General features: G+C 74.0%; 15 protein-coding genes. 6 read left to right on the top strand and 9 right to left on the bottom strand.

The genetic code is table 11. The annotated features are described in order from the left end of the window. Window positions 1-177 precede the first annotated feature (177 nt). Complete coding sequence (locus ACWERV_RS33745) at window positions 178-1,713, top strand: isocitrate lyase/phosphoenolpyruvate mutase family protein (RefSeq protein WP_452940415.1); 1,536 nt, start codon at window positions 178-180, stop codon at window positions 1,711-1,713. Here the strand turns inward: ACWERV_RS33745 and ACWERV_RS33740 are convergent, their stop codons facing one another. The 4 genes from ACWERV_RS33740 to ACWERV_RS33725 form a co-directional block, all read right to left on the bottom strand. Further along, on the bottom strand, window positions 1,714-3,621 hold the full coding sequence (locus ACWERV_RS33740; RefSeq protein WP_452940414.1) for a serine/threonine-protein kinase: 1,908 nt from the start codon (window positions 3,619-3,621) through the stop codon (window positions 1,714-1,716). Between the two features lie 178 nt (window positions 3,622-3,799). Further along, entirely contained in the window at window positions 3,800-5,005 is a 1,206-nt protein-coding gene (locus ACWERV_RS33735; protein WP_452940413.1) for a hypothetical protein, read from the bottom strand. 105 nt (window positions 5,006-5,110) lie between these two features. Continuing rightward, complete coding sequence (locus ACWERV_RS33730) at window positions 5,111-5,665, bottom strand: hypothetical protein (protein WP_398174405.1); 555 nt, start codon at window positions 5,663-5,665, stop codon at window positions 5,111-5,113. Further along, window positions 5,662-6,225, bottom strand: a complete 564-nt coding sequence (locus ACWERV_RS33725; RefSeq protein WP_452940411.1) for a TetR/AcrR family transcriptional regulator — start codon at window positions 6,223-6,225, stop codon at window positions 5,662-5,664. The genes ACWERV_RS33730 and ACWERV_RS33725 overlap by 4 nt, the downstream gene beginning before the upstream one ends. 272 nt (window positions 6,226-6,497) lie before the next feature. Between ACWERV_RS33725 and ACWERV_RS33720 the strand changes: the two genes are divergently transcribed. Continuing rightward, window positions 6,498-8,966 carry an RICIN domain-containing protein gene (locus tag ACWERV_RS33720; protein WP_452940409.1) on the top strand — a complete coding sequence of 823 codons (2,469 nt, stop codon included), beginning with the start codon at window positions 6,498-6,500 and terminating at the stop codon, window positions 8,964-8,966. A 24-nt stretch (window positions 8,967-8,990) separates the two neighbouring features. Here ACWERV_RS33720 and ACWERV_RS33715 read toward each other — a convergent pair whose 3' ends face one another. From ACWERV_RS33715 to ACWERV_RS33705, 3 genes are all read right to left on the bottom strand, one after another. Then, entirely contained in the window at window positions 8,991-9,938 is a 948-nt protein-coding gene (locus ACWERV_RS33715) for an acyl-ACP desaturase (protein WP_452940408.1), read from the bottom strand. 38 nt (window positions 9,939-9,976) lie between these two features. Next, complete coding sequence (locus ACWERV_RS33710) at window positions 9,977-12,205, bottom strand: MMPL family transporter (protein ID WP_452940407.1); 2,229 nt, start codon at window positions 12,203-12,205, stop codon at window positions 9,977-9,979. A gap of 516 nt (window positions 12,206-12,721) precedes the next feature. Further along, window positions 12,722-13,981, bottom strand: coding sequence for a beta-ketoacyl-[acyl-carrier-protein] synthase family protein (locus ACWERV_RS33705; RefSeq protein ID WP_452940405.1), 1,260 nt, complete (start codon window positions 13,979-13,981; stop codon window positions 12,722-12,724). A gap of 182 nt (window positions 13,982-14,163) precedes the next feature. On the opposite strand from ACWERV_RS33705, the gene ACWERV_RS33700 reads away from it, so the two are divergent. Continuing rightward, complete coding sequence (locus tag ACWERV_RS33700; RefSeq protein ID WP_452940403.1) at window positions 14,164-14,847, top strand: lysophospholipid acyltransferase family protein; 684 nt, start codon at window positions 14,164-14,166, stop codon at window positions 14,845-14,847. Here ACWERV_RS33700 and ACWERV_RS33695 read toward each other — a convergent pair. Continuing rightward, a complete protein-coding gene (locus ACWERV_RS33695) occupies window positions 14,802-15,986 on the bottom strand; it encodes an alpha/beta fold hydrolase (RefSeq protein ID WP_452940401.1) in 1,185 nt (394 codons plus the stop codon). The two genes, ACWERV_RS33700 and ACWERV_RS33695, sit on opposite strands and share 46 nt — an antisense overlap. A gap of 397 nt (window positions 15,987-16,383) precedes the next feature. Here ACWERV_RS33695 and ACWERV_RS33690 point away from each other — a divergent pair, with 397 nt between their 5' ends. The 3 genes from ACWERV_RS33690 (at window position 16,384) to ACWERV_RS33680 (ending at window position 19,716) form a co-directional block, all read left to right on the top strand. Then, window positions 16,384-17,799, top strand: coding sequence for an FAD-binding oxidoreductase (locus ACWERV_RS33690; protein ID WP_452940400.1), 1,416 nt, complete (start codon window positions 16,384-16,386; stop codon window positions 17,797-17,799). A 35-nt stretch (window positions 17,800-17,834) separates the two neighbouring features. After that, window positions 17,835-18,800, top strand: a complete 966-nt coding sequence (locus ACWERV_RS33685; RefSeq protein ID WP_452940398.1) for an oxygenase MpaB family protein — start codon at window positions 17,835-17,837, stop codon at window positions 18,798-18,800. Between the two features lie 367 nt (window positions 18,801-19,167). Next, window positions 19,168-19,716, top strand: coding sequence for a hypothetical protein (locus ACWERV_RS33680; protein ID WP_398174372.1), 549 nt, complete (start codon window positions 19,168-19,170; stop codon window positions 19,714-19,716). 78 nt (window positions 19,717-19,794) lie between these two features. On the opposite strand, the gene ACWERV_RS33675 is transcribed toward ACWERV_RS33680, so the two are convergent. Further along, the gene (locus ACWERV_RS33675) at window positions 19,795-20,490 is read right to left on the bottom strand and encodes a TetR/AcrR family transcriptional regulator (RefSeq protein WP_452940396.1); all 696 of its coding nucleotides are present in this window, start codon (window positions 20,488-20,490) and stop codon (window positions 19,795-19,797) included. Between the last annotated feature and the right edge of the window lie 166 nt (window positions 20,491-20,656).

The following is a 20,656-nucleotide window of genomic DNA, read 5'->3' as shown; positions in this document are numbered from 1 at the left end:
AACCACCCAGGGGCTGCGTGGGGGTACCCCCAGGCGAAGCTCTGGGGGGAGAACGGAGCGACAAGCCCCCGCCGGGCGGACGGTCGCGACGCCTACCGCAACAGGCAGCCCATCGCGCAAGGGGGCGCGGGGGACGGTTCGGCGTCCGCCGAAGTGTGGGGGTCTTAGCGTCGGCCTATGACGCCCACGACGCACGTGCTGGAAGCCCACGCAGCGATCACCGCCGCTCTCGCGGATCCCGCGCTCGTTCCGGTGGGGGCCGCGGGGGGCGGGCCCGGGGGGAGGAGTGTGGCGTGGCTGCGTGCCGCGGTCGCGCGGTTCAGTTCGGGGGAGCCGCACCGCCGGCGGCGGGCCCTGGTGGAGGCGGAGCTCGCCCGGGTGGACCCGGCGGCTCTGCGCCGTGCGGCGGAGGGCACGGGGGACGCCCCCGACGTGCCGACCGCGCACCGGGTCGTCCGGACGCTCGCCGCGGCGATGGGCCTGGCGGAGCCGGATGCCGTCGCGGAAGCGGTCTGCGTGGTGTCGGGGCCCTACTTCGGTGGCGGGGACGCCGCCGCGGAGGCGGCCGCGGACGGGGCGGTGACCCGCCTGGTGGGGCTGCTCGGGGCGGACCCGGCGGACGACGCGGCCCTGGAGGCGGCGGCCAACCGCATCGGCGTCCTCGTGCAGGCGGGTGCGGCGACGGCCGCTCTCGTGACGGCGGCGGGCACCGCCCCGCTGGCGAGGGTGCTGCGTGAGACCCCGCCGGTCAGGGAGATGCGCCGGGTGGCGGCGCGGGCGACGCGGGTCGCGGGCCGGGAGGTCGCCGCGGGCGACACCGTCCTGCTCGATCTCGCGGCGGCGCACCGGACCCACCCCGTACCGCTGACGTTCGGTGCGCCGCCGCGTGCGTGTCCGGGCCGGGCGCACGCGCTGGCGCTGGCGGAGGGTCTGCTGGGCCGTCCGCGCTCGCCGTTCGCGCGGTTGCACGACGAGGCGGCCCCGCTGCTCCTGCCCAACGCCTGGGACCACGCGTCGGCGGCCCTGCTCGCGCGGCACGGTTTCCGGGCGGTCGGGACGACGAGTCTGGGGGTGGCGGCGGCCGCGGGTCTGCCGGACGGCGCCGGGGCGACGGCCGAGGAGACCGTGGCGCTGGCGCGCAGCCTGGGGCGGGGCGGTTTTCTGTTCAGCGTCGACGCGGAGGGGGGTTTCAGCGACGATCCGCGGGAGGTGGCGGAGCTGGCGGCGCGGCTGTACGAGGCGGGGGCCGCGGGTGTGAACCTGGAGGACGGCCGCGCCGACGGCTCCCTCGCCCCGGCCGGGCTGCACGCGGCCAAGGTCGCCGCGGTGCGCGAGGCCGTGCCGGGACTGTTCGTGAACGCCCGCACGGACACGTACTGGCTCGGCGGCCGTGCGGAGGAGACGGCCACCCGGCTCGCGCGGTACGAACAGGCGGGAGCGGACGGGGTGTTCGTCCCCGGCCTGACCGATCCCGCGGCCATCGCCGCCCTGACGGCGACCCTCACCGTCCCGCTGAACGTCCTCCACACCCCGGGCGGTCCCACCGTCGCCGAACTGGCCGGTCTCGGCGTCCGCCGGATCAGCCTGGGTTCCCTTCTGTACCGCACGGCCCTGTCCGCGGCCCTGTCGGCGGCGACCGCCGTCCGCGACGGCCTGCCGCAGGCCGTAACACCCCTGCCGTACGGGGCGGTTCAGGCGCTGGCGGGCCCCTGACTAGGACTTGTTGTACGTGATCCCGTTCGGGTTGGACGTGGAGTAGACGCGGCGGATGGTGCCCGCGCTGTCGGAGACGAAGGTGGAGGCGGCCACGTCGTTGCAGTACGCGCCGGAGTGGGCCGTGTCGATCGTGCCGGACGTGACGCGGAACTGCTTGCCGCCCGCGGAGACGGAGTCGAGGCGGGCGGTGTACTCGCAGTGGCCCATGCCGTAGACGTCCCAGGAGTAGCGGACGGCGTTCTGGCCGATCGCGGCGCGGGAGATGACGAGTTTCTGCGGGTCGTTGCCGAAGCTGTTCGAGGAGGGGACGTTCCAGGTGCCGAGGAAGACGGCCGGGACGGCGCTCGACGACGGCTTGCTCGACGGGGGTTTGCTCGACGTGCCCCCGGACGAGCCGCCGGAGCCGGTGGTGCCTCCGGAGGACGAACGGGTGGGGCCCGTACCGGGGTTGGCGGTGGGGGCGGGGGCGCCGTTCTTCCCGTCCTGGCCGTTCCTGCCGTTCTTGCCGGGGGCCGGGGTGGGCGTTCCCGGTGAGGTGGCGGACGCCGAGGTGCCGGGGGTCACCGTGCCGGAGGGGGAGACGCCCGCGGGGGAGGGGGAGTTGGAGGCGGACGGGGGCGCGGTGGGGGTGCCGGTGGCGGCGGCGGTGGGGGTGCCGCCGTCGCCGGGGAGGAGGACCAGCGCGGTGGTGCCGCCCGCGACCACGACGGGCACCACGGTCACGGCGATGAGCCAGGACCGCTTGCGGGCCCGCCGTTCGGGCTCGGGCGGTGCCGGGGCCGGTGCCGGGACCGGAGCCGGGGTCGGGGGCGTCGTGGACACCGCCGTCGCCGCCACCGTCGGCTTCTGCGGGCGCAGTTGAACCGTCTGGCGGCTCTTCCCGGCGGCGGCCTCCGTCCCCGACTCGATCGCGAGCAGGCCCGCCGAGAGCCGGGCCAGCCGGACGACCACGGGGGCGGGGAGCCAGTCGCCGGACGCGGCGGCGGGCCCGGGGCGGTCCGGGCCGGACAGCAACTCCGCCACGGTGGGGCGGTGTTCGGGGTCCTTGGTCAGGCAGCGGGCGATCAGCGCGCGCAGCGGCTCGTCCGTGACGGCGTCGAGGTCGGGTTCGGCCTGCACGATCCGGTACATCACGGCGTGCTGGTTGGTCGCGCCGTGCGCGAAGGGCAGCCGCCCGCTCGCCGCGTAGGCGAGCATGCAGCCGAGGGCGAAGACGTCGCTCGCGGGGCGGGCCCCGTCGCCGGTGATCTGCTCGGGCGCCATGAAGCCGGGTGAGCCGATGACCATGCCCGTGCTGGTCAGCAGGGATTCGACGGCGGGCTGCACGGCGCGCGCGATGCCGAAGTCGATGACGCGCACGCCCTCGACGGTGAGCATGACGTTGGACGGTTTGAGGTCGCGGTGCACGATGCCCGCCGCGTGGATGTCCTTGAGGGCGCGCAGCATGCCGTCGGCGAGCGCGTGGACGGTGGACGCGGGCAGCGGGCCGTGCAGGCGTACCACCTGCTCCAGGGACAGGCCGGGGACGTAACCGGTGGCCACCCACGGGGGTTCGGCGTCGGGGTCGGCGTCGAGGACGGGTGCGGTGTGGCGTTCGCCGACCTTCCGGGCGGCGGCGATCTCCCGGCGGAAGCGGGCCCGGAAGCGGGTGTCGGAGGCGTACTCCTCGTGCACGACCTTCACCGCGACCGCCCGGCCGCCCTCGGAGCGGGCGAGGAACACCCGCCCCATCCCGCCGGACCCGAGCACCCCGAGCACCCGGTAGGGGCCGATCCGGCGCGGGTCCCCGGCGGCGAGCGGCTTGACCGTGCCCTCGGAGCCGTCCGCCCCGGAAGCGCCGTCCGCCCCGGCGGCGCCGCCCGTCACGCCCTCGTCCCCGTGTCCGCCGCTCACCCTGCCGGGCATGGAAAACCCCCGCTCCCCGTTCCGCGTCCCCCGTCCGGCGGCCTGCGCCGCCACCGGGGCCCGCCTCCACTGTCGTCTCCTGAACCGACCACAGCATAGGGACAGTTGGGCCACGAAACGATGCGAGTGACGTCCGGGCCCGGTCACAGTACGACGCGCAAGCGCCCGCGGGCGCGCCCTAGCCGCCCAGCAGACGGCGGCAGAGCGCCTCGTCGAAAGGCGCGTTCCGGTGGGCCAGGAGGGCTGCCAGGAAGCTGCGTTGGGCCGGTGTCAGGACGGTGTGCCCGGTCAGGGGTTCCGGGAAGGCCAGCGTGACGAACGGGGTGAGGACGTCGCGGTGGGCAAGGGTGGAGGACAGCGCGGCGAGGCCCAGCGCGGCGGGCAGGACCTGGTCGAGGTCGCGCGCGCGGTCGGCGAGGGCGAGGGCGAGGTCGAAGTGGAGCCGGCCTTCCTGGCCGGGCAGGTGGCGGTCGAACCACCGGTCGGCTTCCAGGGGGTCTTCCAGCGCGGTGACCAGGGCCTTCGTGGCGCGCGGGTCGTGCGCGAGGCGCGGTGCCAGGGCCGCGCAGGCGCGGACTCCGGGGTGCGGGTCGTCCAGGAACCGGTCCGGAAGCTCATCCAGCAGGACGAGCAGCCGGGCGACGGCCGCCCGCTCCGCCGGGTCGGGTGAGACGGCGGCCGTTTCCGTGACGGTCTGGACGAGCGCGGCCCTGTCGTGGCCGGGCGCTTCGTGGCGGAGGCAGTACGCCGCCGTGGTCGCCGCTGCGGTCCGGACCGCGGGCTCCGCGGCGGTGAGCAGCGCGAGGGCCGCGGCGCGGACGTCGGGCAGGGCCGTTCTGGCGGCGAGGAGGTCGCGGGCGTCCATCGCCGTGCGGTATTCGGCGTCGTGCAGCGCGCGGAGGAGGGCGGCGGGCGGCGGTGTGCGGGTGGCAGGGTCGGGGTCCAGCGTCCAGTCGCAGGCGCGGGCGGCGGCGCGGATGTGCTGGAGGTCGCTCTCGGCGCGCCCGGCGGGGTGGGCGTCGCGGAGCAACTGGGCCTCTGCGACGTTCGGTCGGCACGCCTCGACGAAGAGCGCCAGGTACTCCAGCAGCGCGGCCCGCAGGGGGCGGGGCCCGGCGTCCCAGGGGAGGACGTCCGCGACGACCGTGTCCGTCGCGGGGTCGGCCAGCGCCGCCGCGACGAACCGGACGAACGGGCCGGTCGCGGAGAAGACGCTGCCCTGGTGCAGCATCGCCGCGTCCAGGTATCCCACCGCGTCGCTCTGTGCGTCGGGATCGTCCCCGACGAGCGCGAGAAGCTGCCCCGGCGCGTCCGAGGCGCGCCCGTAGGCGTGGTCGAGACCGTCCCAGTCCACCTGGCTCAACGCGTCCACCGAGATGTCCACCCGGGGATCATGCCACCGCCGGGTGAACGGCCCGCGACCCGGGCGCCCGTACGGCCGTCGCGCGCCACCGGCCGCAGCCAGGGGCGCGCGTGGCGGCGGTTCGCGTCAGGCCGCCGCGGGCGCGGGCTGGACGCGCTTGGCGTCCCAGGCCAGCCACCCGCAGGCGGCGGCGAGCAGCACGCCGTGCGCGATCCGCAGCGCGGGCGGGCCGAAGAACTGCGGGAGGAACAGGCCGAACCCGACCGCGAACAGGATCGACGGCACCGTGCGCAGCCGGACCGCGACGAGGATCGCGGCCGCCGCCATGGTCAGCAGCCCGAGTCCGAACACCGTCATCGCGAACGGGTTGTAGCGCACGTCCTCGGCCAGGTGCAGGACGTTCGACTGGCCGGCCATCGCGTGCAGGCCGAAGTCCTCGGCGCCGTAGTACGGGAGGGTCAGTCCGGCGCCGATCCAGAACACGATCGCCGCCGTGCGGTCGACCGACAGCAGTGCGATCGCCACCACGATGAACCCGATCATCGCGCACAGGTGGGCGACGACCCACGCGGTGGAGCCCATCGCGGCGGCCGCGCCCGAGGCGGTGGACTCGTCCTTCCACGGGCGGAGGGCGGGGTAGAGCAGGAACAGCACGCCCGCGACGGACAGCGGGATCCTCATGATGCGCTCCTCAGGCTGGCCAGATACATCTGGATGAGCTGGTCGTAGGTGTCGTCGAGGTCTTCCGGCAGGCCGAAGCCGCCCCCGGTCTGGAGGGACGCGAAGCCGTGCACGAGCACCCGCAGGCGCCGGGTCGCGTGCACGGCCGCCGGGCCTTCGAGCCCGTAGCCGCGCAGCGTGGCGTACATGACGCCGACGAGCTTCGTGCCGGCCGCCTCCTGGATCGGGTCGTGCAGCGGGTCCATCGGCAGCGCGGCGTACCGCTTCGGGTGCGCGGCGGCGTACGCGCGGTAGGCGCGCATCAGGCCGGTGACCGCCTCGTCGCCGCCGGTGCCCAGGACGGTGGTCGCGATCAGGTCGGTCACCTCCTCCAGCACCCGTGCTCCGACGAGCGTCCTCAGTTCGCCGAGGCTCGCCACGTGCTTGTAGAGCGACGGTGTGGCGACCCCGCAGCCGTGCGCCACGGCGGCGAGCGTGAGGCCGTCCGGGCCGTGCTCGTCCACGATGCCGAGCGCCACGTCGACCACGGCGGCCGGTGTCAGCGACTTCTTAACAACCATAGCCCTGAGGCTAATGACATTAGCCACGGGCGTCAATCGCTGCTCGCTGTTTACAACGTTGGAGACCCCGCAAGCCGCACCGCACCGCCGACGGCCAGCGGCTTTCCGTATCGGCCCCATCCCCGCCCACCGCAGGGATTGTTGTGTAACGCGGGAGGCAAAAGCCTACTTGTGTGCCGCCTCTGGACAGGGCCGCGAGGCCGTGCTCTCATGCTGAGCGACAGCGGGATTTCCAACGTTGGAAGAGCAAGCAGCACAGGAGGCCACCCCCCATGCCCCTGAACCGCCGTACGTTCCTCGCCGCCGCGACCACGGCCGCCGCCTCCGCGGGGGCCGCGCTGCCCCTGGTGGCCGCGGCGCCCGCCCGAGCCGCCGCCGGGGGAGGGGTGCCGGGTCGTGCCTCGGCCCGCGTCGCCCCCGCCCCCGGCGGCCTGTACGCGCCCAGCCGCTCCCCGCTGGCGCCGACCGCGTTCCTGCGGCTGCCGCCCGGGGCCGTCACGGCGGGCGGCTGGCTCGCGGGGCGGCTCCAGCAGCAACTCGCCGGGCTGTGCGGCCAGTACGCCGCGACCTCGCACTTCCTGAATATGGACGGCACCGGCTGGGTGCACCCGGAGAAGGTCGGCTGGGAGGAGGTGCCGTACTGGCTGCGCGGCTACACCGACCTGGCGATCCTCACCGGTGACGCGACCGCGCTCGCGGCCGTGCGCCGCTGGGTGGACGCCATCGTCGCGACGGCCCAGTCCGACGGCTTCTTCGGCCCGACGTCGCTGCGCACCTCGCTCGGCGGCGGCCCCGACTTCTGGCCCTTCCTCCCGCTGACCTGGGCGCTGCGCAACTGGCAGGAGTACAGCGGCGACAGCCGCATCGTGCCGCTGCTGACCGCGTTCTTCCGCTACATGAACGCCCAGGGGCCCGGCGCCTTCAACCAGAGCTGGGTCTCGGTGCGCTGGGGCGACGGCCTGGACAGCGTCTTCTGGCTCTACAACCGCACCGGCGACGCCTTCCTGCTCGACCTCGCCGACAAGATCCACGCGGGTGGCGCGAACTGGGTGAACAACCTGCCGACGCTGCACAACGTCAACGTCGCCCAGGGCTTCCGCGAGCCCGCCCAGTACGCGCTGCGCTCGCCGTCCGGCACCCTCACGCAGGCCGCGTACCAGAACTACACCTCGGTGATGACGGCCTACGGGCAGTTCCCCGGCGGCGGGTTCGCGGGCGACGAGAACGCCCGGCCGGGCTTCGGCGACCCGCGGCAGGGCTTCGAGACGTGCGGCATCGTCGAGTTCATGGCCAGCCACCAGCTGCTGACCCGGATCACCGGCGACCCGGTGTGGGCCGACCGCTGCGAGGACCTCGCCTTCAACTCGCTGCCCGCCGCGCTCGACCCGTCCGGCAAGGCGATCCACTACATCACCAGCGCCAACAGCGTCGATCTCGACAACACCGCGAAGACGCAAGGGCAGTTCCAGAACGGCTTCGCGATGCAGGCCTACATGGCGGGCGTCGACAACTACCGCTGCTGCCCGCACAACTACGGCATGGGCTGGCCCTACTTCACCGAGGAGCTGTGGGCCGCGACCCCGGATCTCGGGCTCGCCGCGGTGATGTACGCGCCCAGCAAGGTGACCGCGAAGGTCGCCGACGGCACGTCTGTCACCGTCACCGAGACCACCGACTACCCGTTCGCCGAGACGGTGACGCTGACCGTCAACACCCCCCGCCCGCTGTCCTTCCCGCTCTACCTGCGGATCCCCGGCTGGTGCGCAAGCCCCCGCCTCACGGTCGCGGGCGCGGCCGTGAGCGCCCCCAAGGGCCCGGCGTTCACCGTGGTCAACCGCACCTGGAACAACGGTGACACGGTCGTCCTCACCCTGCCGCAGGCCACGACCGTACGGACCTGGCCCGGCAACCACGGTGCCACCGCCGTCGATCACGGACCGCTCACGTACTCCCTCAACCTGGGCGAGAACTACGTCCAGACGGGCGGCAGTTCGCAGTTCCCGCAGTACGAGGTGCACGCCACCGCGGCCTGGAACTACGGGCTCGCCCTCGACTCCGGGAGCGCGGGCTTCAGCCGCAGCGGTGGCGCCCTGCCCGCCGACCCGTTCACCCCGGCGACCAGCCCGGTCCGCGTCACCGTGCCCGCCCGCCGGATCGCCGAATGGCAGGCGGACTCCCAGCACGTCGTCACCCCGCTCCAGGACTCGCCCGCACGCTCCACCGCGGCCGTCGAGACGGTCACGCTCGTCCCGATGGGCGCCGCCCGGCTGCGGATCTCCGCCTTCCCCACCGCCTCGCCGACCGGCCGGCAGTGGAGCGCCCCCGCGCCGTACCGCCGGATCCGCAACAAGAACTCGGGCAAGGTCATGGGCGTGGACCTGATGTCCACGGCGAACAGCGCGCATGTGGTGCAGTTCGACGACAACGGGACGGCCGACCACCTGTGGCAGCTGGTGGACAATGGCGACGGCTGGTTCCGGATCCGCAACCAGAACTCCGGCAAGGTCATGGGCGTCGATCTGATGTCCACGGCCAACAGCGCGCACGTCGTCCAGTACGACGACAACGGGACGGCCGACCACCTCTGGCAGTTCGTGGACAACGGTGACGGCTGGTTCCGCATCCGCAACAAGAACTCCGGCAAGGTCATGGGCGTGGACCTGATGTCGACGGCGAACAGTGCGCATGTCGTGCAGTACGACGACAACGGGACCGCCGACCACCTGTGGCAGTTCCTCTGACGGACCGGGCCCCGCGGCGGCGCCTCAGGCGGGCGCCGCCGCGGCCAGGACCGCCGCCCGGCGGCTCTCGAAGCGGGTGGCCAGGGCGTCGAGCCGCTCCAGATGCCCGCCCAGCTCCTGCTGGGCGCGGGCGGCGCCGCCGGTGAGGCCCGGCAGGTGCAGGACGCCGGTGTGGCGCAGCAGCGGGAGCAGCACCTCGTCGTGGTGGATGCGCAGGTCATAGACCCCGGCGTAGGCCAACTCCCGCGCCTGACGGGCGAAGTTGTCGATGCCGTGGCCCGGCATCCGGAAGTCCGTGACGACGTCGCGCAGCCCGCACACCGCCGCTTCCGGTGCGATCTCCAGCAGCGCGTCGAGCAGGTTGCGGTAGAAGACCATGTGCAGGTTCTCGTCGGCCGCGATGCGCGCGAGCAGCGCCTCGCAGCGCGGATCGCCGCTGATCCGGCCGGTGTTGCGGTGCGAGATGCGGGTGGCCAGCTCCTGGAGGGCGACGTACGCGATGGCGTGCACGGGGTCGTCCTCGTGCGGGGAGCTGAAGCCCTGCGTCATGTGGATCATGCGGGAACGTTCCAGCGCGCAGGGGTCCACCCCCCGGGTGGCGAGCAGGTAGTCCCGGATCGCGGTGCCGTGCCGGCCCTCCTCCGCCGTCCAGCGGCCGACCCAGGTGCCCCACGCGCCGTCCCGGCCGAACAGCGTGGCGATCTGCCGGTGGTAGCTGGGCAGGTTGTCCTCGGTGAGCAGGTTGACGATCAGCGCGGTACGGGCCGCGCCCGGCAGCGCGGAGTCCGCGGGCTCCCACGCCCGGCCGCCGAGCGGTCCGTCGAAGTCGGCGCCCTGCGACCAGGGCACGTACGCGTGCGGGAACCACTCCTTCGCCAGCGCCAGATGACGGTGCAGGTTCGCCTCGACGACCGGCTCCAGCTCGTGGAGCACCCGGACGTGCTGCGGCGCGATGTCGGACACGGACGGCACGGGGAACGCCTCACTTCGTTGGGATACGGGAACGGGGATCAGGGACGGACTCCGAGCCGGGCATGGACGCGCGAAAGCGCCTTCGGCGCCCACCAGTTGGCACGCCCGGCCAGCTTCATGACGGCGGGCACGAGCAGCGCGCGGATCACGACCGCGTCCAGCACCAGCGCGAACGCGACACCCACGCCGAAGAGCTTGGTCACCTCGATGCGCGAGGCGGCCATCATGGCCATGAGCACCGACAGCACCAGCGCCGCGGACGTCAGCAGACCCCCGGTGCGGCTCAGCCCGTGCGCGACCGCCGCGCGCATGTCGCCGGACGCGCGGTACTCCTCCTGCACCCGCGACAGCAGGAAGACCTCGTAGTCGACGGTCAGCACGAAGACGATGACGCCCGCGAGCACCGGCGTGGAGATCTCCAGCCGCCCGTCCACCGTGAAGTCGCCCAGCACGCCCCGCAGATGGCCGTCCTGGAAGACCCACACCAGGACCCCCAGCGTCGCCGCCAGGCTCAGCGCGGACATCGCGAGCGCCTTCACCGGCACCACCACGCTGCCGGTGAAGAGGAAGAGGAAGAACGCCAGGCACGCCGCGACGATCCCCAGCACCCACGGCAGCCGCGAGGTGATCGCGTCCTTCGTGTCCGCGACGCTCGCCGCGAATCCGCCCACCATCACCCGCGGGTCGGGCCGCTCCGCCCGCAGCGTCCGCACCAGCTGCTGCGCCTGCTCCGAGTCGTACGCGCCCGCCGTCACGATCTCCGCGTACGCGCCGCCCGGCGCGGTGTGGCGGCGGGCGGTCGCCGCGTCGTCGTCCACCACCCGCCCGTGCACCAGCACGCCCGTGGGACCCGTCACGCTCACCACACCCGGCAGCTCGGAGACGTCCGCGAGATAGCGCGCGTCGGCCCGCCCCGGCCCGCCCGGCAGCACCAGCCGCACCGGCCGCAGCACACGCGCGTCGAAGGCCGCGTCCACCCGGTGCGAGGCCGTCTGCACGGGGGAGTCGGGGGCGAGCACCCGCTCGTCGCTGATCGTCGCCCGCGCCCCCAGCGCGGGCGCCGCGAGCGCGACCAGCAGCACACCCACCGCCGCGAGCCACAGCAGCGGCCGCCGCGTCACCGTGTGCGCGACACGGTGCCACGGGCTCCCGCACCGCGCCGCCAGCCGTCGGCGCAGCGGCCCGAACGGGTCCAGGCGCTCCAGCGCACCCCCCGCCAGCAGCAGCAGCGCGGGCAGCAGCACGACCGCGCACAGCGCCGCCAGCAGCGTCACCGCGATGACCGCCACCGCCATCGAGGACAGCAAGTACAGCGGCACCAGCAGCAGCGCCGCCGCGCACGAGGCGACCGTCAGCGCCGAGAACACCACCGTGCGGCCCGCCGTCCGCACCGCCGCCGCCACCGCCTCCTCCCGCGAACGGCCCGGCCCGCACTCCTCCCGGTAGCGGCTCACGATCAGCAGGCAGTAGTCCACCGCGAGCCCGAACCCCAGCGACGTCGTGAGGTTCACCGTCAGGATCGACACCGGCGCGAACACGGCATACACCCGCAGGGCCAGCAGCGCGCCCGCCACCGCCACACCGCCCACCGCGACCGGCAGCAGCCCCGCCACCAGCGAGCCCAGCGCCACCACCAGGATCAGCAGCGTCAGCGGCCCGCCCAGGAACTCCGCCCGCTCCACGTCGTGCCGCGTCTGCGCGACGATCTCGGTCCGCGTCGGACCCGGCCCCGCCGCGGTGAGCGTCAGCGGCCCGTGCCGCCCCGCGAACTCCTTCACCAGCCGCTCCGACGCGTACGTGGCCTGCGTGTCGTCACCGCGCAGCCGCACGGTCAGCAGCGCCTCGCGCCGGTCGGCCGAACGCAGCTCGTCCGTCGCCGAGTTCCAGTACGCGTGCACCGCCGTCACATCCGGCGACGTCGCCAGCCCCGCCGCGATCCGCCGCCCCTCCGCGGCGGCCCCCGGCGCGTCCACGGTCCCGCTCCCCGCCCGCGCCAGCAGCAGCAGTTGCGGCTCCCCCGCACCGAAATGCGCGTCCAGCCACTGATCGGCGGCGCCCGCCTCCGCGTTGTCCGCGATGTAACCCCCCAACGACAGATGGTCCTTGAGGTCGTACGACCCCGCCGCCGCGAAGGCCGCGCACAGCACGGCCAGCACGACCGTGAGCCACGGCCGCCGGGCCCGCACGCGGCGCGGCTCGGGCTTCCCGGGCCGCACGCGTCCCGGCGGCGTCGCGGTGCGGCTCGCTGCCGCGTGGAGCTCGGTCATCGGATTCCACCCACGAGGTGGCAAAACGTACACACTTGACGCTTCCTACCGGCCCGCCCCCCTCCTTGTCCCGCCGCCACCGGACTTCTCCCTCCCCCTCACCCAACTGGGCCCCCCGGGCTGCCGCTTGCGGTGGACCCGCGACCGTCCCGCCGTCGTGGCTTGTCGCGCAGTTCCCCGCGCCCCTGAAAACGGGTGCTCTCCCACGCCGCTGTGCCCCGGGGCCCCGGAAAAACGGGTGCTGTCCCGCGCAGTCGCGCCCATGAACACTCACCCCCACCGGCAGGCAGCCGCTAGTCCGGCCTGGAGGGGGACGGTGCGGGGTGCCCCCGCAGGAATGCGCTGTCGGTGGCTCACCGACCAGGTAGGAGGGTGAAGGCGCATTCCGAGGAGGTGCCCCGTGGCGGCCCCCGACCCAGCGGCGGCGGCGCCGCGAAAGGGGCGCGGGGAACTGCGCGCTCAGCCCCCACCGCAGGGAAGGTCGCGCACCGCACCGCACCACGCAGAACGGGGCGCTCACACCGAGCGAAGCACAAGCACCGTGTTGTGCCCCCCGAACCCGAACGAGTTGCTCAGCGCGGTGAGCGGCCCGTCGAAGGGGAGTTCGCGGGGCTTGTCCCGGATGACGTCCAGGCCCAGCGCCAGCACCTCCGGGTCGACCGCGTCGAGGTTGAGGACAGGTGGTGCCAGACGCTCGTGGAGGGCGAGCACCGCCGCGATCGTCTGGACGGCACCGGACGCCCCGAGCATGTGCCCGGTCATGGACTTCGTCGCGGTGACCGCGGCATGCCGCACCGCGGCGGGCCCGAGGACGCGGGCGAGCGCGCGGGCCTCGGCGAGGTCGCCCACGGGCGTGCCCGTCGCGTGCGCACCGACGTGCGCGACGTCGTACGGCGAGGCGTCCGCGTCGCCGAGCGCGGCGGCGAGCGCCTCGGCGACCCCGCGCCCGGCGGGGTCGGGCTGCGCGAGGTGGTGTGCGTCGGCGGAGGTGCCGTGTCCGGCGATCTCCGCGTAGGCGCGGGCGCCGCGCCGCGCGGCGTGCGCGGCGGATTCCAGGACGAGGACGCCCGCGCCCTCGCCGAGGACGAATCCGTCGCGGTCGGCGTCGAACGGCCGCGACGCGGCCTCGGGTTCGGCGTTGCGCCGCGACATCGCCCGCATCGCGGCGAACGCCGCGAACGCGAGCGGGTGGACGACGGCTTCGCAGCCGCCGGCGAGGACGACGTCGGCGCGGCCGCCGCGGATGAGGTCGCAGGCCCAGGCGATCGCGTCGGCCCCGCTGGCGCACGCGCTGACGGCGGCGTGGCTGCCGCCGTGCGCGCCGAATTCCATGCTGATGCGCGCACTTGCCGCGTTGGGCATGAGTTTGGGGATGGTGAGGGGCGGTACCGCGCGGGCGCCGTCCGCGGTCATGGCGTCCCAACTGCCCAGCAGGGTGTGCCAGCCGCCGACGGCGGAGCTGACGACGGTGGCGAGCCGCCGTGGTTCGACGGCGGTCCCGGCCAGCCCCGCGTCGGCCCAGGCCTCGCGTGCGGCGACGAGCGCGAACTGCGCGGAGCGGTCGAGCCGCCGAGCCTCGACCCGGTCCAGCACCTGCGTGGGCTCGCACGCGGCGGGTGCGGCGATGCGTACGGGGAGTTCGTCGGCCCAGGGCTGGGTCAGCGCCCGCACCCCGGAGGTGCCGGCCAGCAGGGACTGCCAGAAGGCGGTGCTGTCGCCGCCGACCGGGGTCGTCGCACCGAGTCCGGTCACGACGACGCGGATACGTTTTTCCACCTGTGCCTCCTGGCGTGTCCGGTCCGCGGCGGGGACGGCCGCGGCGAGGGAACCCGTAGCTCAGTCAAGCCGCGCCGCGGGCCCCGCCCGATGGCGACGCACTGTGGCAAAGCGGTGAATTCCGCCCGGAACACCGGGCGTCGGGCGGGCCGGTGGCCGGGCGTCCCGGTAGACGAAGCGCCATGGCCTACCTCTACGACACCTTCCGGCTGCTGGGCAGCCGTCCGCTGCGCGCGCTGTGGGATCTCGACATCAGCGGCGCGCACCATGTCCCGCGCGCCACGGGCGCGATCGTCGCGGCCAACCACCTGTCGGTGTGCGACGAGTACTTCCTGATGTCCGCGGTGCCGCGGCGGATGACGTTCTGGGCCAAGGAGGAGTACTTCACCGGGACGGGCGCGAGCGGCGCGGGGATGCGGCTGCTGATGCGCGGGCTGGGCGCCATCCCGGTGCAACGGGCGGGCGGCCGCGAGGCGTTGGCGGCGCTGGCGGCGGCGCTTCCGGTGCTGCGCGGCGGCGGTCTGGTGTGCGTCTACCCGGAGGGCACGCGCTCGCCGGACGGCCGCCTCTACCGCGGCCGGACGGGTGTGGCGCATCTGGCGATGGCCGCGGGGGTGCCGGTCGTGCCGGTCGGCATCACGGGCACGGACCGGGTGCAGCCCGTCGGCCGCCGCCTTCCGGCGTGGGAGCGCGGCGCGGTGCGGATCCGTTTCGGCGCCCCGCTGCTCCCGCCGCCCGTCCCGGACGGCTCCGTGCCGCGTACTGCGCGGGAGTTCACCGCGGCGGTGATGGAGTCCGTCCGGGAGCTGAGCGGGCTGCCCTACGTGGGGACGTTCGCCCCGCCCCGCGCGCGGGCGGCCGCCTGAGGGGCGGGGACGGGTGCCCGGCCGGTGAGTTCGGCGACGACGAGCGGGAAGACGTCGCGTGCGGCGTCCTTGCCGATGAAGACGTCCTGGTGCCCGTAGCCCTCCAGGAGGTGCAGGGTGTGCGCCTCGCGCGGGCGCCGCGCGGTGAAGTGCTCGTGGCTGCGGATCTGGCTCACCGGGTCGAAGCAGGCGTTGGCCGCGCCGGTCAGGAAGACGCAGCGGGCGTCGGTACGGGGGTCGGCGGCGGCGAAGTCCGCGGGCAGCAGCGGGTTTGCGGTGACGGAGACGAGGCTGCCGCGGCGTACGCAGCGGTCGATCTGCCGGAAGAAGTCGACGGGCGCCCAGCCGAACTCGTCGCGCAGCCACTCGTGGGTGGCCGCGTCCAGGTTCTCGTGCCGCCACAGCGTGGGGTGGCCCGCGCCGAACATGAAACTGGCCATGCGGCACACCCCGTTGTCGCACTCGCGGTGCAGCGCGCCCGCCGCGGCGCAGGTCAGGCGGGGGACGAGACCGCGCGGGCCGTTGCCCCACTGGGCGTCGACGTAGCGGGAGAGGGCGCCGAAGGCGGGGGTGAGCCAGCGCAGTTTGCGGGCGGCCGCGCGCGGTACGACGGGGTGCAGCGACACCGCGCTGGAGACGAACGTGTCGACCTGCGGCACCAGCCCGGCGATCAGCGCCATGACGAAGCTCGTGGAGCCCTGGCAGTGCGCGACGACCGGCAGCCGGTCGGCGCCGGTGTGCCGCAGCACCGCGGCGACCGCCGCCGGGTGGTCGTACGCGGCCGCGTCGTCGAGCGTCCAGGGCGCCGGCGGCCGGTCCACGCTGGCCCGCCAGTTCTCCAGCCACACGTCGAATCCGGCGGCGAGCAGCGCGTCGACGATGGTGTGCCCGGTGGGCGGCCGGAAGGTCGCGGCGCGCACCCCGGCGCCGTGCACGAGCAGGACGGGGCCGCGGGTGGGGGCGTGCGGCCCGCGGACGTTGATCAGACCGAGCGCTGTGCCGTCGCCCGCCCGGAAGGGCACGACGCAGTCGGCGCTCGCGGCCGGTGTCCGGAGGGGGCGGTCCGCGCCGCCCGCCCGTCCGGCCGTGCGCTCGTCCGTCCCGTCGTTCCTGCTGATCGCGCTGCGCAATGCGTCCACCTGATCGTCCTGTCCTACTGGTCGGGTCGAGACCCGGTGGGGCCGGAACCGCGCCGCACCGGACCGGGTCGTGGTTTTCCGCTCGCTCCCGGCGGACGATACCGACCAAATTGTGGCGGTGCGTCCGGCAGTTGAGTGAATTGAGGACGTCGTACCCGAAATACCCCGGTTGCCCGGGGTCAATTGCGGTTGACTGTGCTCGACAGCGGCGACGGCGGCCCGAATTCAGCGCGGCCGGACGTTCCGCGGCGCCACCGCGCCCTTAGCGCCGCCGCGGCCTCCGGCCGCCGCGTTCCGCACCACCTGCCAGCGCACACCGCACACCGCGACCACCCCGTTTCGGCCGCCCCTTTCGGCCGTTCCGATCACGCCGACACGTTCCGGGAGTCCTGCCACCATGAGCACGCTGATCACCGACGGCAGCCGTACGTACGCCGCCGAGGCCGCCGGGCTGGCCCGCCCGCGCGACGCCCGCGAGGTGCGTGACGTGCTCGCCCGCGCCCGCCGGGCCGGTACGGGGGTGTGCGTCCGCGGCGGCGGCTGGAACCAGGGCGGCCTGAACATCGCCGACGGGGCCGTGCAGATCGACACCGGCGCCCTGGACCGCATCATCGACATCGACGTCGCGGCCCGCACCGCGCGCGTCCAGGCGGGGGTGACGTGGGACGCGCTGCGCGAGGCGCTCGACCCGCTGGGCCTGTCGCCGCGCGTGACGCAGAGCTACGGGGTCTTCACCGTCGGCGGCTCGGTCAGCATCAACGCGCACGGCCGCAACATCGACACCGGCGTGCTCGCCGCGACCGTGGTGAGCCTGCGCGTCATGCTCGCCGACGGCGAGATCGTCACCGCCGACCGGGAGCGCGAGCCGGACGTCTTCCGTCTGGTCCTCGGCGGGCTCGGCCTGGTCGGTGTCCTGCTGGACGTCACGATCGAACTCACCGAGAACCACGAATACCGCAAGTCGCGCGTCGCGGTGATGCCGACCGGGGAATATCCGCGGACGCTGCGCGAGGTCACCGCCGCCGCCACCGCGGAACCGGCGGAAAGCCCCGTGCATTTCCATTACGCGCGGCTCGCCGTCACCCCGTCCGAGCTGTGGGAGAAACTCCTGTGCGTCGACTACCGCCTCACCCCGGGCGGGCGCAGCCGGGAACCCGTGCGCAGCGAGCCGCTCGGCCGCGTCGATCTGCTCAAGCAGCGCGGGCTCTTCCTCGGCTGCACCTACAGCTCGTGGATGCGCGAGCGCCGCTTCGGGTGGGAGGTGCAGCACCGGGCGCGGATGGAGACCGTGCGGCGCAACAACGTCGCCAAGGAGTCGATCCAGGCGCTGAGCATCCCGCGGAAACGGTCCGGCTACTGGCTCCAGGAGTTCTTCCTGCCCGCGCACCGCATCACCGAATTCCTCGACGCGGGACGGGCGGTGCTGCGTGCCGAAAGGTTCCAGCTGCTCAACACGACGATGCGTTTCGTGCCCCGCAACACCGACGCCTTCCTGTCGTACGCGACCGAGGACCGTGTCGCCGCCGTCGTCTACTTCCGCCAGCCGCTCGACGAGACCGCCATCGCCCGCACCGTGCACGTGATGCGCGCACTGCTGGACTGCGCCCTCGCCGTGGGCGGCACGTACTACCTCAGCTACCACCGCTACGCCACGGGGGAGCAACTGCGCCGCGCGTATCCGGCCGTCGACGACTTCTTCCGCTGGAAGGCCAAGCTGGACCCGGAGTCGACCTTCCGCAACCAGTTCTGGACGCACTACGCCGACGCGGAGGGCGATGCGGCGAGGTCGGTGCCCGGCGAGGCCGCGCGGTGACCCCCTCCCCTTCCGACCCGAGCCCGGAGCGCCCCATGCACCCCGTACAGCGCACGCCTCTGCGCACCCTGGACCACGGCCTGTTCGGGCCGGAGTCGGTCAGCTGGAAGGTGTGGGCCGCGCCGACCTCCCTCGTCGGCTTCCAGCGCGCCATCGTCCTGGAGCACCTCGACCCGCTGCTCGCCGCGGCCGCCGCCGACAGCGGCGGCATGTACCGCAACCCGCACGGCCGCTTCGACCAGACCTTCGGCTACCTGCTCACCGTCGCGCTCGGCGACGCCCGTACCGCCGTGCGCACCGCCGAGACCGTCACCCGTGTCCACACCCGCGTCACCGGCACCGACCCGGTGACCGGCCGCCGTTACAGCGCGAACAGCCCCGCCTCGCAGCTGTGGGTGCACATCGTCGCGTGGGAGTCGATGCAGACGTGCTACGAGGCGTACGGGCCGGGCCGGTTGAGCCACGCCGAGGACCGCCGGTACTGGGCGGAGTGCGCGACCGCCGCCGGGCTGCAGACCTGCGCGCCCGCCGACGTGCCCCGCTCGCGCGCCGAAGTCGCCGCGTACTACGCCGGGTTGCGGCCCGCGTTGTGCACGTCGGAGCGCGCCAACGACGGCATGCGCTACCTGCTCCACCCGCCGCTGAGCAGCGTCGGGCCCCGGCTCGGCGCGGTGTCGCGGGTCACGGCCGCGCTGACCCTGGCGACGATGCCGGAGTGGTTCTGGCGCGTCACCGGCTTCCCCCGTCCGCGCCGGACCACCGCCGCCGTACGGCTCGGCCGTCCGCTGCTGCGCCGGGCGATGCGGCTGACCGCCCGCCCCTCGCTCGCCGTCCCGTTCACCACGTCCATCGCCCCGACCTGCGGGCACGTCCTGCGCGAGCATTTCACGGCCCAACCGCCGCTTGAATGTGTGACGTTGACGGTGGACGAGGCGCGTGCCCGCTATGCCGCGCGCCGGGCGGGGGTGCGGGTCCGGGCGGAAACCGGAACGCTTTCGTAACGATTCGCATGCGGTTGTCGCAGCGGCGACGTCGCGGCGGCAATCCGCACTCCGCCGTGACAAACGGAGTCCCTCCTACCCCACAAGCATGCTTTACGTCCCAATTGCACCGAGATCACAGTGACTTGACGTACCGTCGCGTCCATTCGAACGTCCGCTCGGATTCACCGGGGGGCAAATACGGAAGTGCTGCCCATTCCCGTGGATACGAGACCGGAACTCACGCCCCAGGCGTTTCTGCGGTAGCTCCACGCTCATTCGGGTCACCGTTCACAGCGCTGCGCGATGAGCTGACGTGGGGCACGTCAGGCGCTAGTCTCAGCCGCCGACTGACAAATAGTTCAAACGCGCAGGGAGACAACACGCCATGACGTACGAGGTGCCGCCGCCCCCTGGCCCGCCGGCTCCGCCGCCGAACGCGGGCGGCCGGCCCGGGGGCTCGTTCGACCCCAACTCCGTCAATCGCCTCGACTGGGCGATTCTCGGTGTCGGGGCCCTTCTCTTCATCTTCTCGTTCTTCAGCTACGAGCACTATTCCATCAGCTTCATGGGACAGCACGCGAGCCACAGCTGGAACGCGTGGACCTTCGGTCACGGCTTCTTCATCGCGTGGTTCGCGATGGCGATAGGCGTGGTCTCCGCGGGCGTGCTCGCGATCTCCCTCTTCTCGCCGACCGTGTCGCTGCCGGCCCCTCCGCGGATGCTCACCTTCGTGGGCTTCGTGGTCAGCCTCGTGCTCTACATCATCGCGATCTTCGCGCACGACGACTTCGGCGACGTCGTCAGCCACGCCTTCGGCTTCTGGATCAGCCTGATCCTGGCCGCGGCCGGCGCGGTGCTCGCGCTCATGCGCGCCCAGCAGACCAACACCGCTCTGCCGGGCCCGTTCGCGAGCCTGCCGCGCATCGGCGCCTGAGACCCTCCCGCACGTCGGGCCGTCCGCCCCCCAACTCCCCGGGGCGGGCGGCCCGTCGTGTTTTCCGCCCGCCGCCGGTCACGCCAGGTGGGCGTCGACCAGGGCGCGCAGGCCCTGCGGGTAGGTGTCGCGCAGGGCGAGGTCGTGCCAGCGCGGGCCGACCGCCGCGAGGTGCGGGACGACCTCGGCGTCGAAGGCCGCGCGGAACGGCGGCAGTCCGCCCTCGGCCGCGCGGCCCGCGGTGCGGGCGCGCACCAGGATCTCCCCGACCGTGAAGTACCAGACCACCCGGAAGAGGTCGACGGCCTGCTCCGTCGAGCGCCCGAGGTCGCGCGCGCCGCCGACGATCGCCTCGACCATCCACAGCGCCGACTCGTCGAGCAGGCCCACGAAGCCGTCCGTGGTGAGCACCTCGGCCGCCCACGGCCAGCCCGCCAGCGCGTCGTGCATCGCGGTCGCGGCGACGAGGACGCGCTCGCGCGGCTCCGCGGGCAGCGGCGGGCGCTCCAGCTGGGCGACATGGTGGTTGAGCAGCTGGACCAGCAGGTCTTCCTTGTCCCGGATGTGGTGGTAGAGCGTCGTCGCTCCCACGTCCGCCTCGGCGGCGAGCCGCCGGATCGTCAGCTTCTCCCAGCCGTCGCGGTCGATGAGCCGCCGTGCGGCGTCCAGGATCTCCGCGCGCGAGGTGCGCGGCGGCCGTCCCGTACGTCCTCCGCCCCGGCTCTGGCCTGCGGGTTTTCCGGTACGGGCGGGGGGCGGCGGTGACGGGGACATGGGCCCATCATGCCGCGCGCGGCGGGCCGGGCGCGAAGCCGGGCGCCTTCGGCGGGTGCGCCGGGGCTTGTCGCCTGGCCAAGACCACGCACCCCGACCTGCCCAGTTACAGCCTCGACGCCCTCATCACCCACCTCACCCCCGACCTGAGCGCCGCGCCCGCGGC

The sequence above is a fragment of the Streptomyces sp. NPDC004031 genome, assembly GCF_053604375.1.
Note: the sequence above shows the minus strand (reverse complement) of the source record. Positions and strands in the feature narration are given on the sequence as shown.

Bases quoted from the DNA above. Each gene is read 5' to 3' on its own strand.
- ACWERV_RS33745 (WP_452940415.1), top strand. From the start codon at position 178: ATGACGCCCACGACGCACGTGCTGGAAGCCCACGCAGCGATCACCGCC.
- ACWERV_RS33740 (WP_452940414.1), bottom strand. From the start codon at position 3,621: ATGCCCGGCAGGGTGAGCGGCGGACACGGGGACGAGGGCGTGACGGGC.
- ACWERV_RS33730 (WP_398174405.1), bottom strand. From the start codon at position 5,665: ATGAGGATCCCGCTGTCCGTCGCGGGCGTGCTGTTCCTGCTCTACCCC.
- ACWERV_RS33725 (WP_452940411.1), bottom strand. From the start codon at position 6,225: ATGGTTGTTAAGAAGTCGCTGACACCGGCCGCCGTGGTCGACGTGGCG.
- ACWERV_RS33720 (WP_452940409.1), top strand. From the start codon at position 6,498: ATGCCCCTGAACCGCCGTACGTTCCTCGCCGCCGCGACCACGGCCGCC.
- ACWERV_RS33710 (WP_452940407.1), bottom strand. From the start codon at position 12,205: ATGACCGAGCTCCACGCGGCAGCGAGCCGCACCGCGACGCCGCCGGGA.
- ACWERV_RS33700 (WP_452940403.1), top strand. From the start codon at position 14,164: ATGGCCTACCTCTACGACACCTTCCGGCTGCTGGGCAGCCGTCCGCTG.
- ACWERV_RS33690 (WP_452940400.1), top strand. From the start codon at position 16,384: ATGAGCACGCTGATCACCGACGGCAGCCGTACGTACGCCGCCGAGGCC.
- ACWERV_RS33685 (WP_452940398.1), top strand. From the start codon at position 17,835: ATGCACCCCGTACAGCGCACGCCTCTGCGCACCCTGGACCACGGCCTG.
- ACWERV_RS33680 (WP_398174372.1), top strand. From the start codon at position 19,168: ATGACGTACGAGGTGCCGCCGCCCCCTGGCCCGCCGGCTCCGCCGCCG.
- ACWERV_RS33675 (WP_452940396.1), bottom strand. From the start codon at position 20,490: ATGTCCCCGTCACCGCCGCCCCCCGCCCGTACCGGAAAACCCGCAGGC.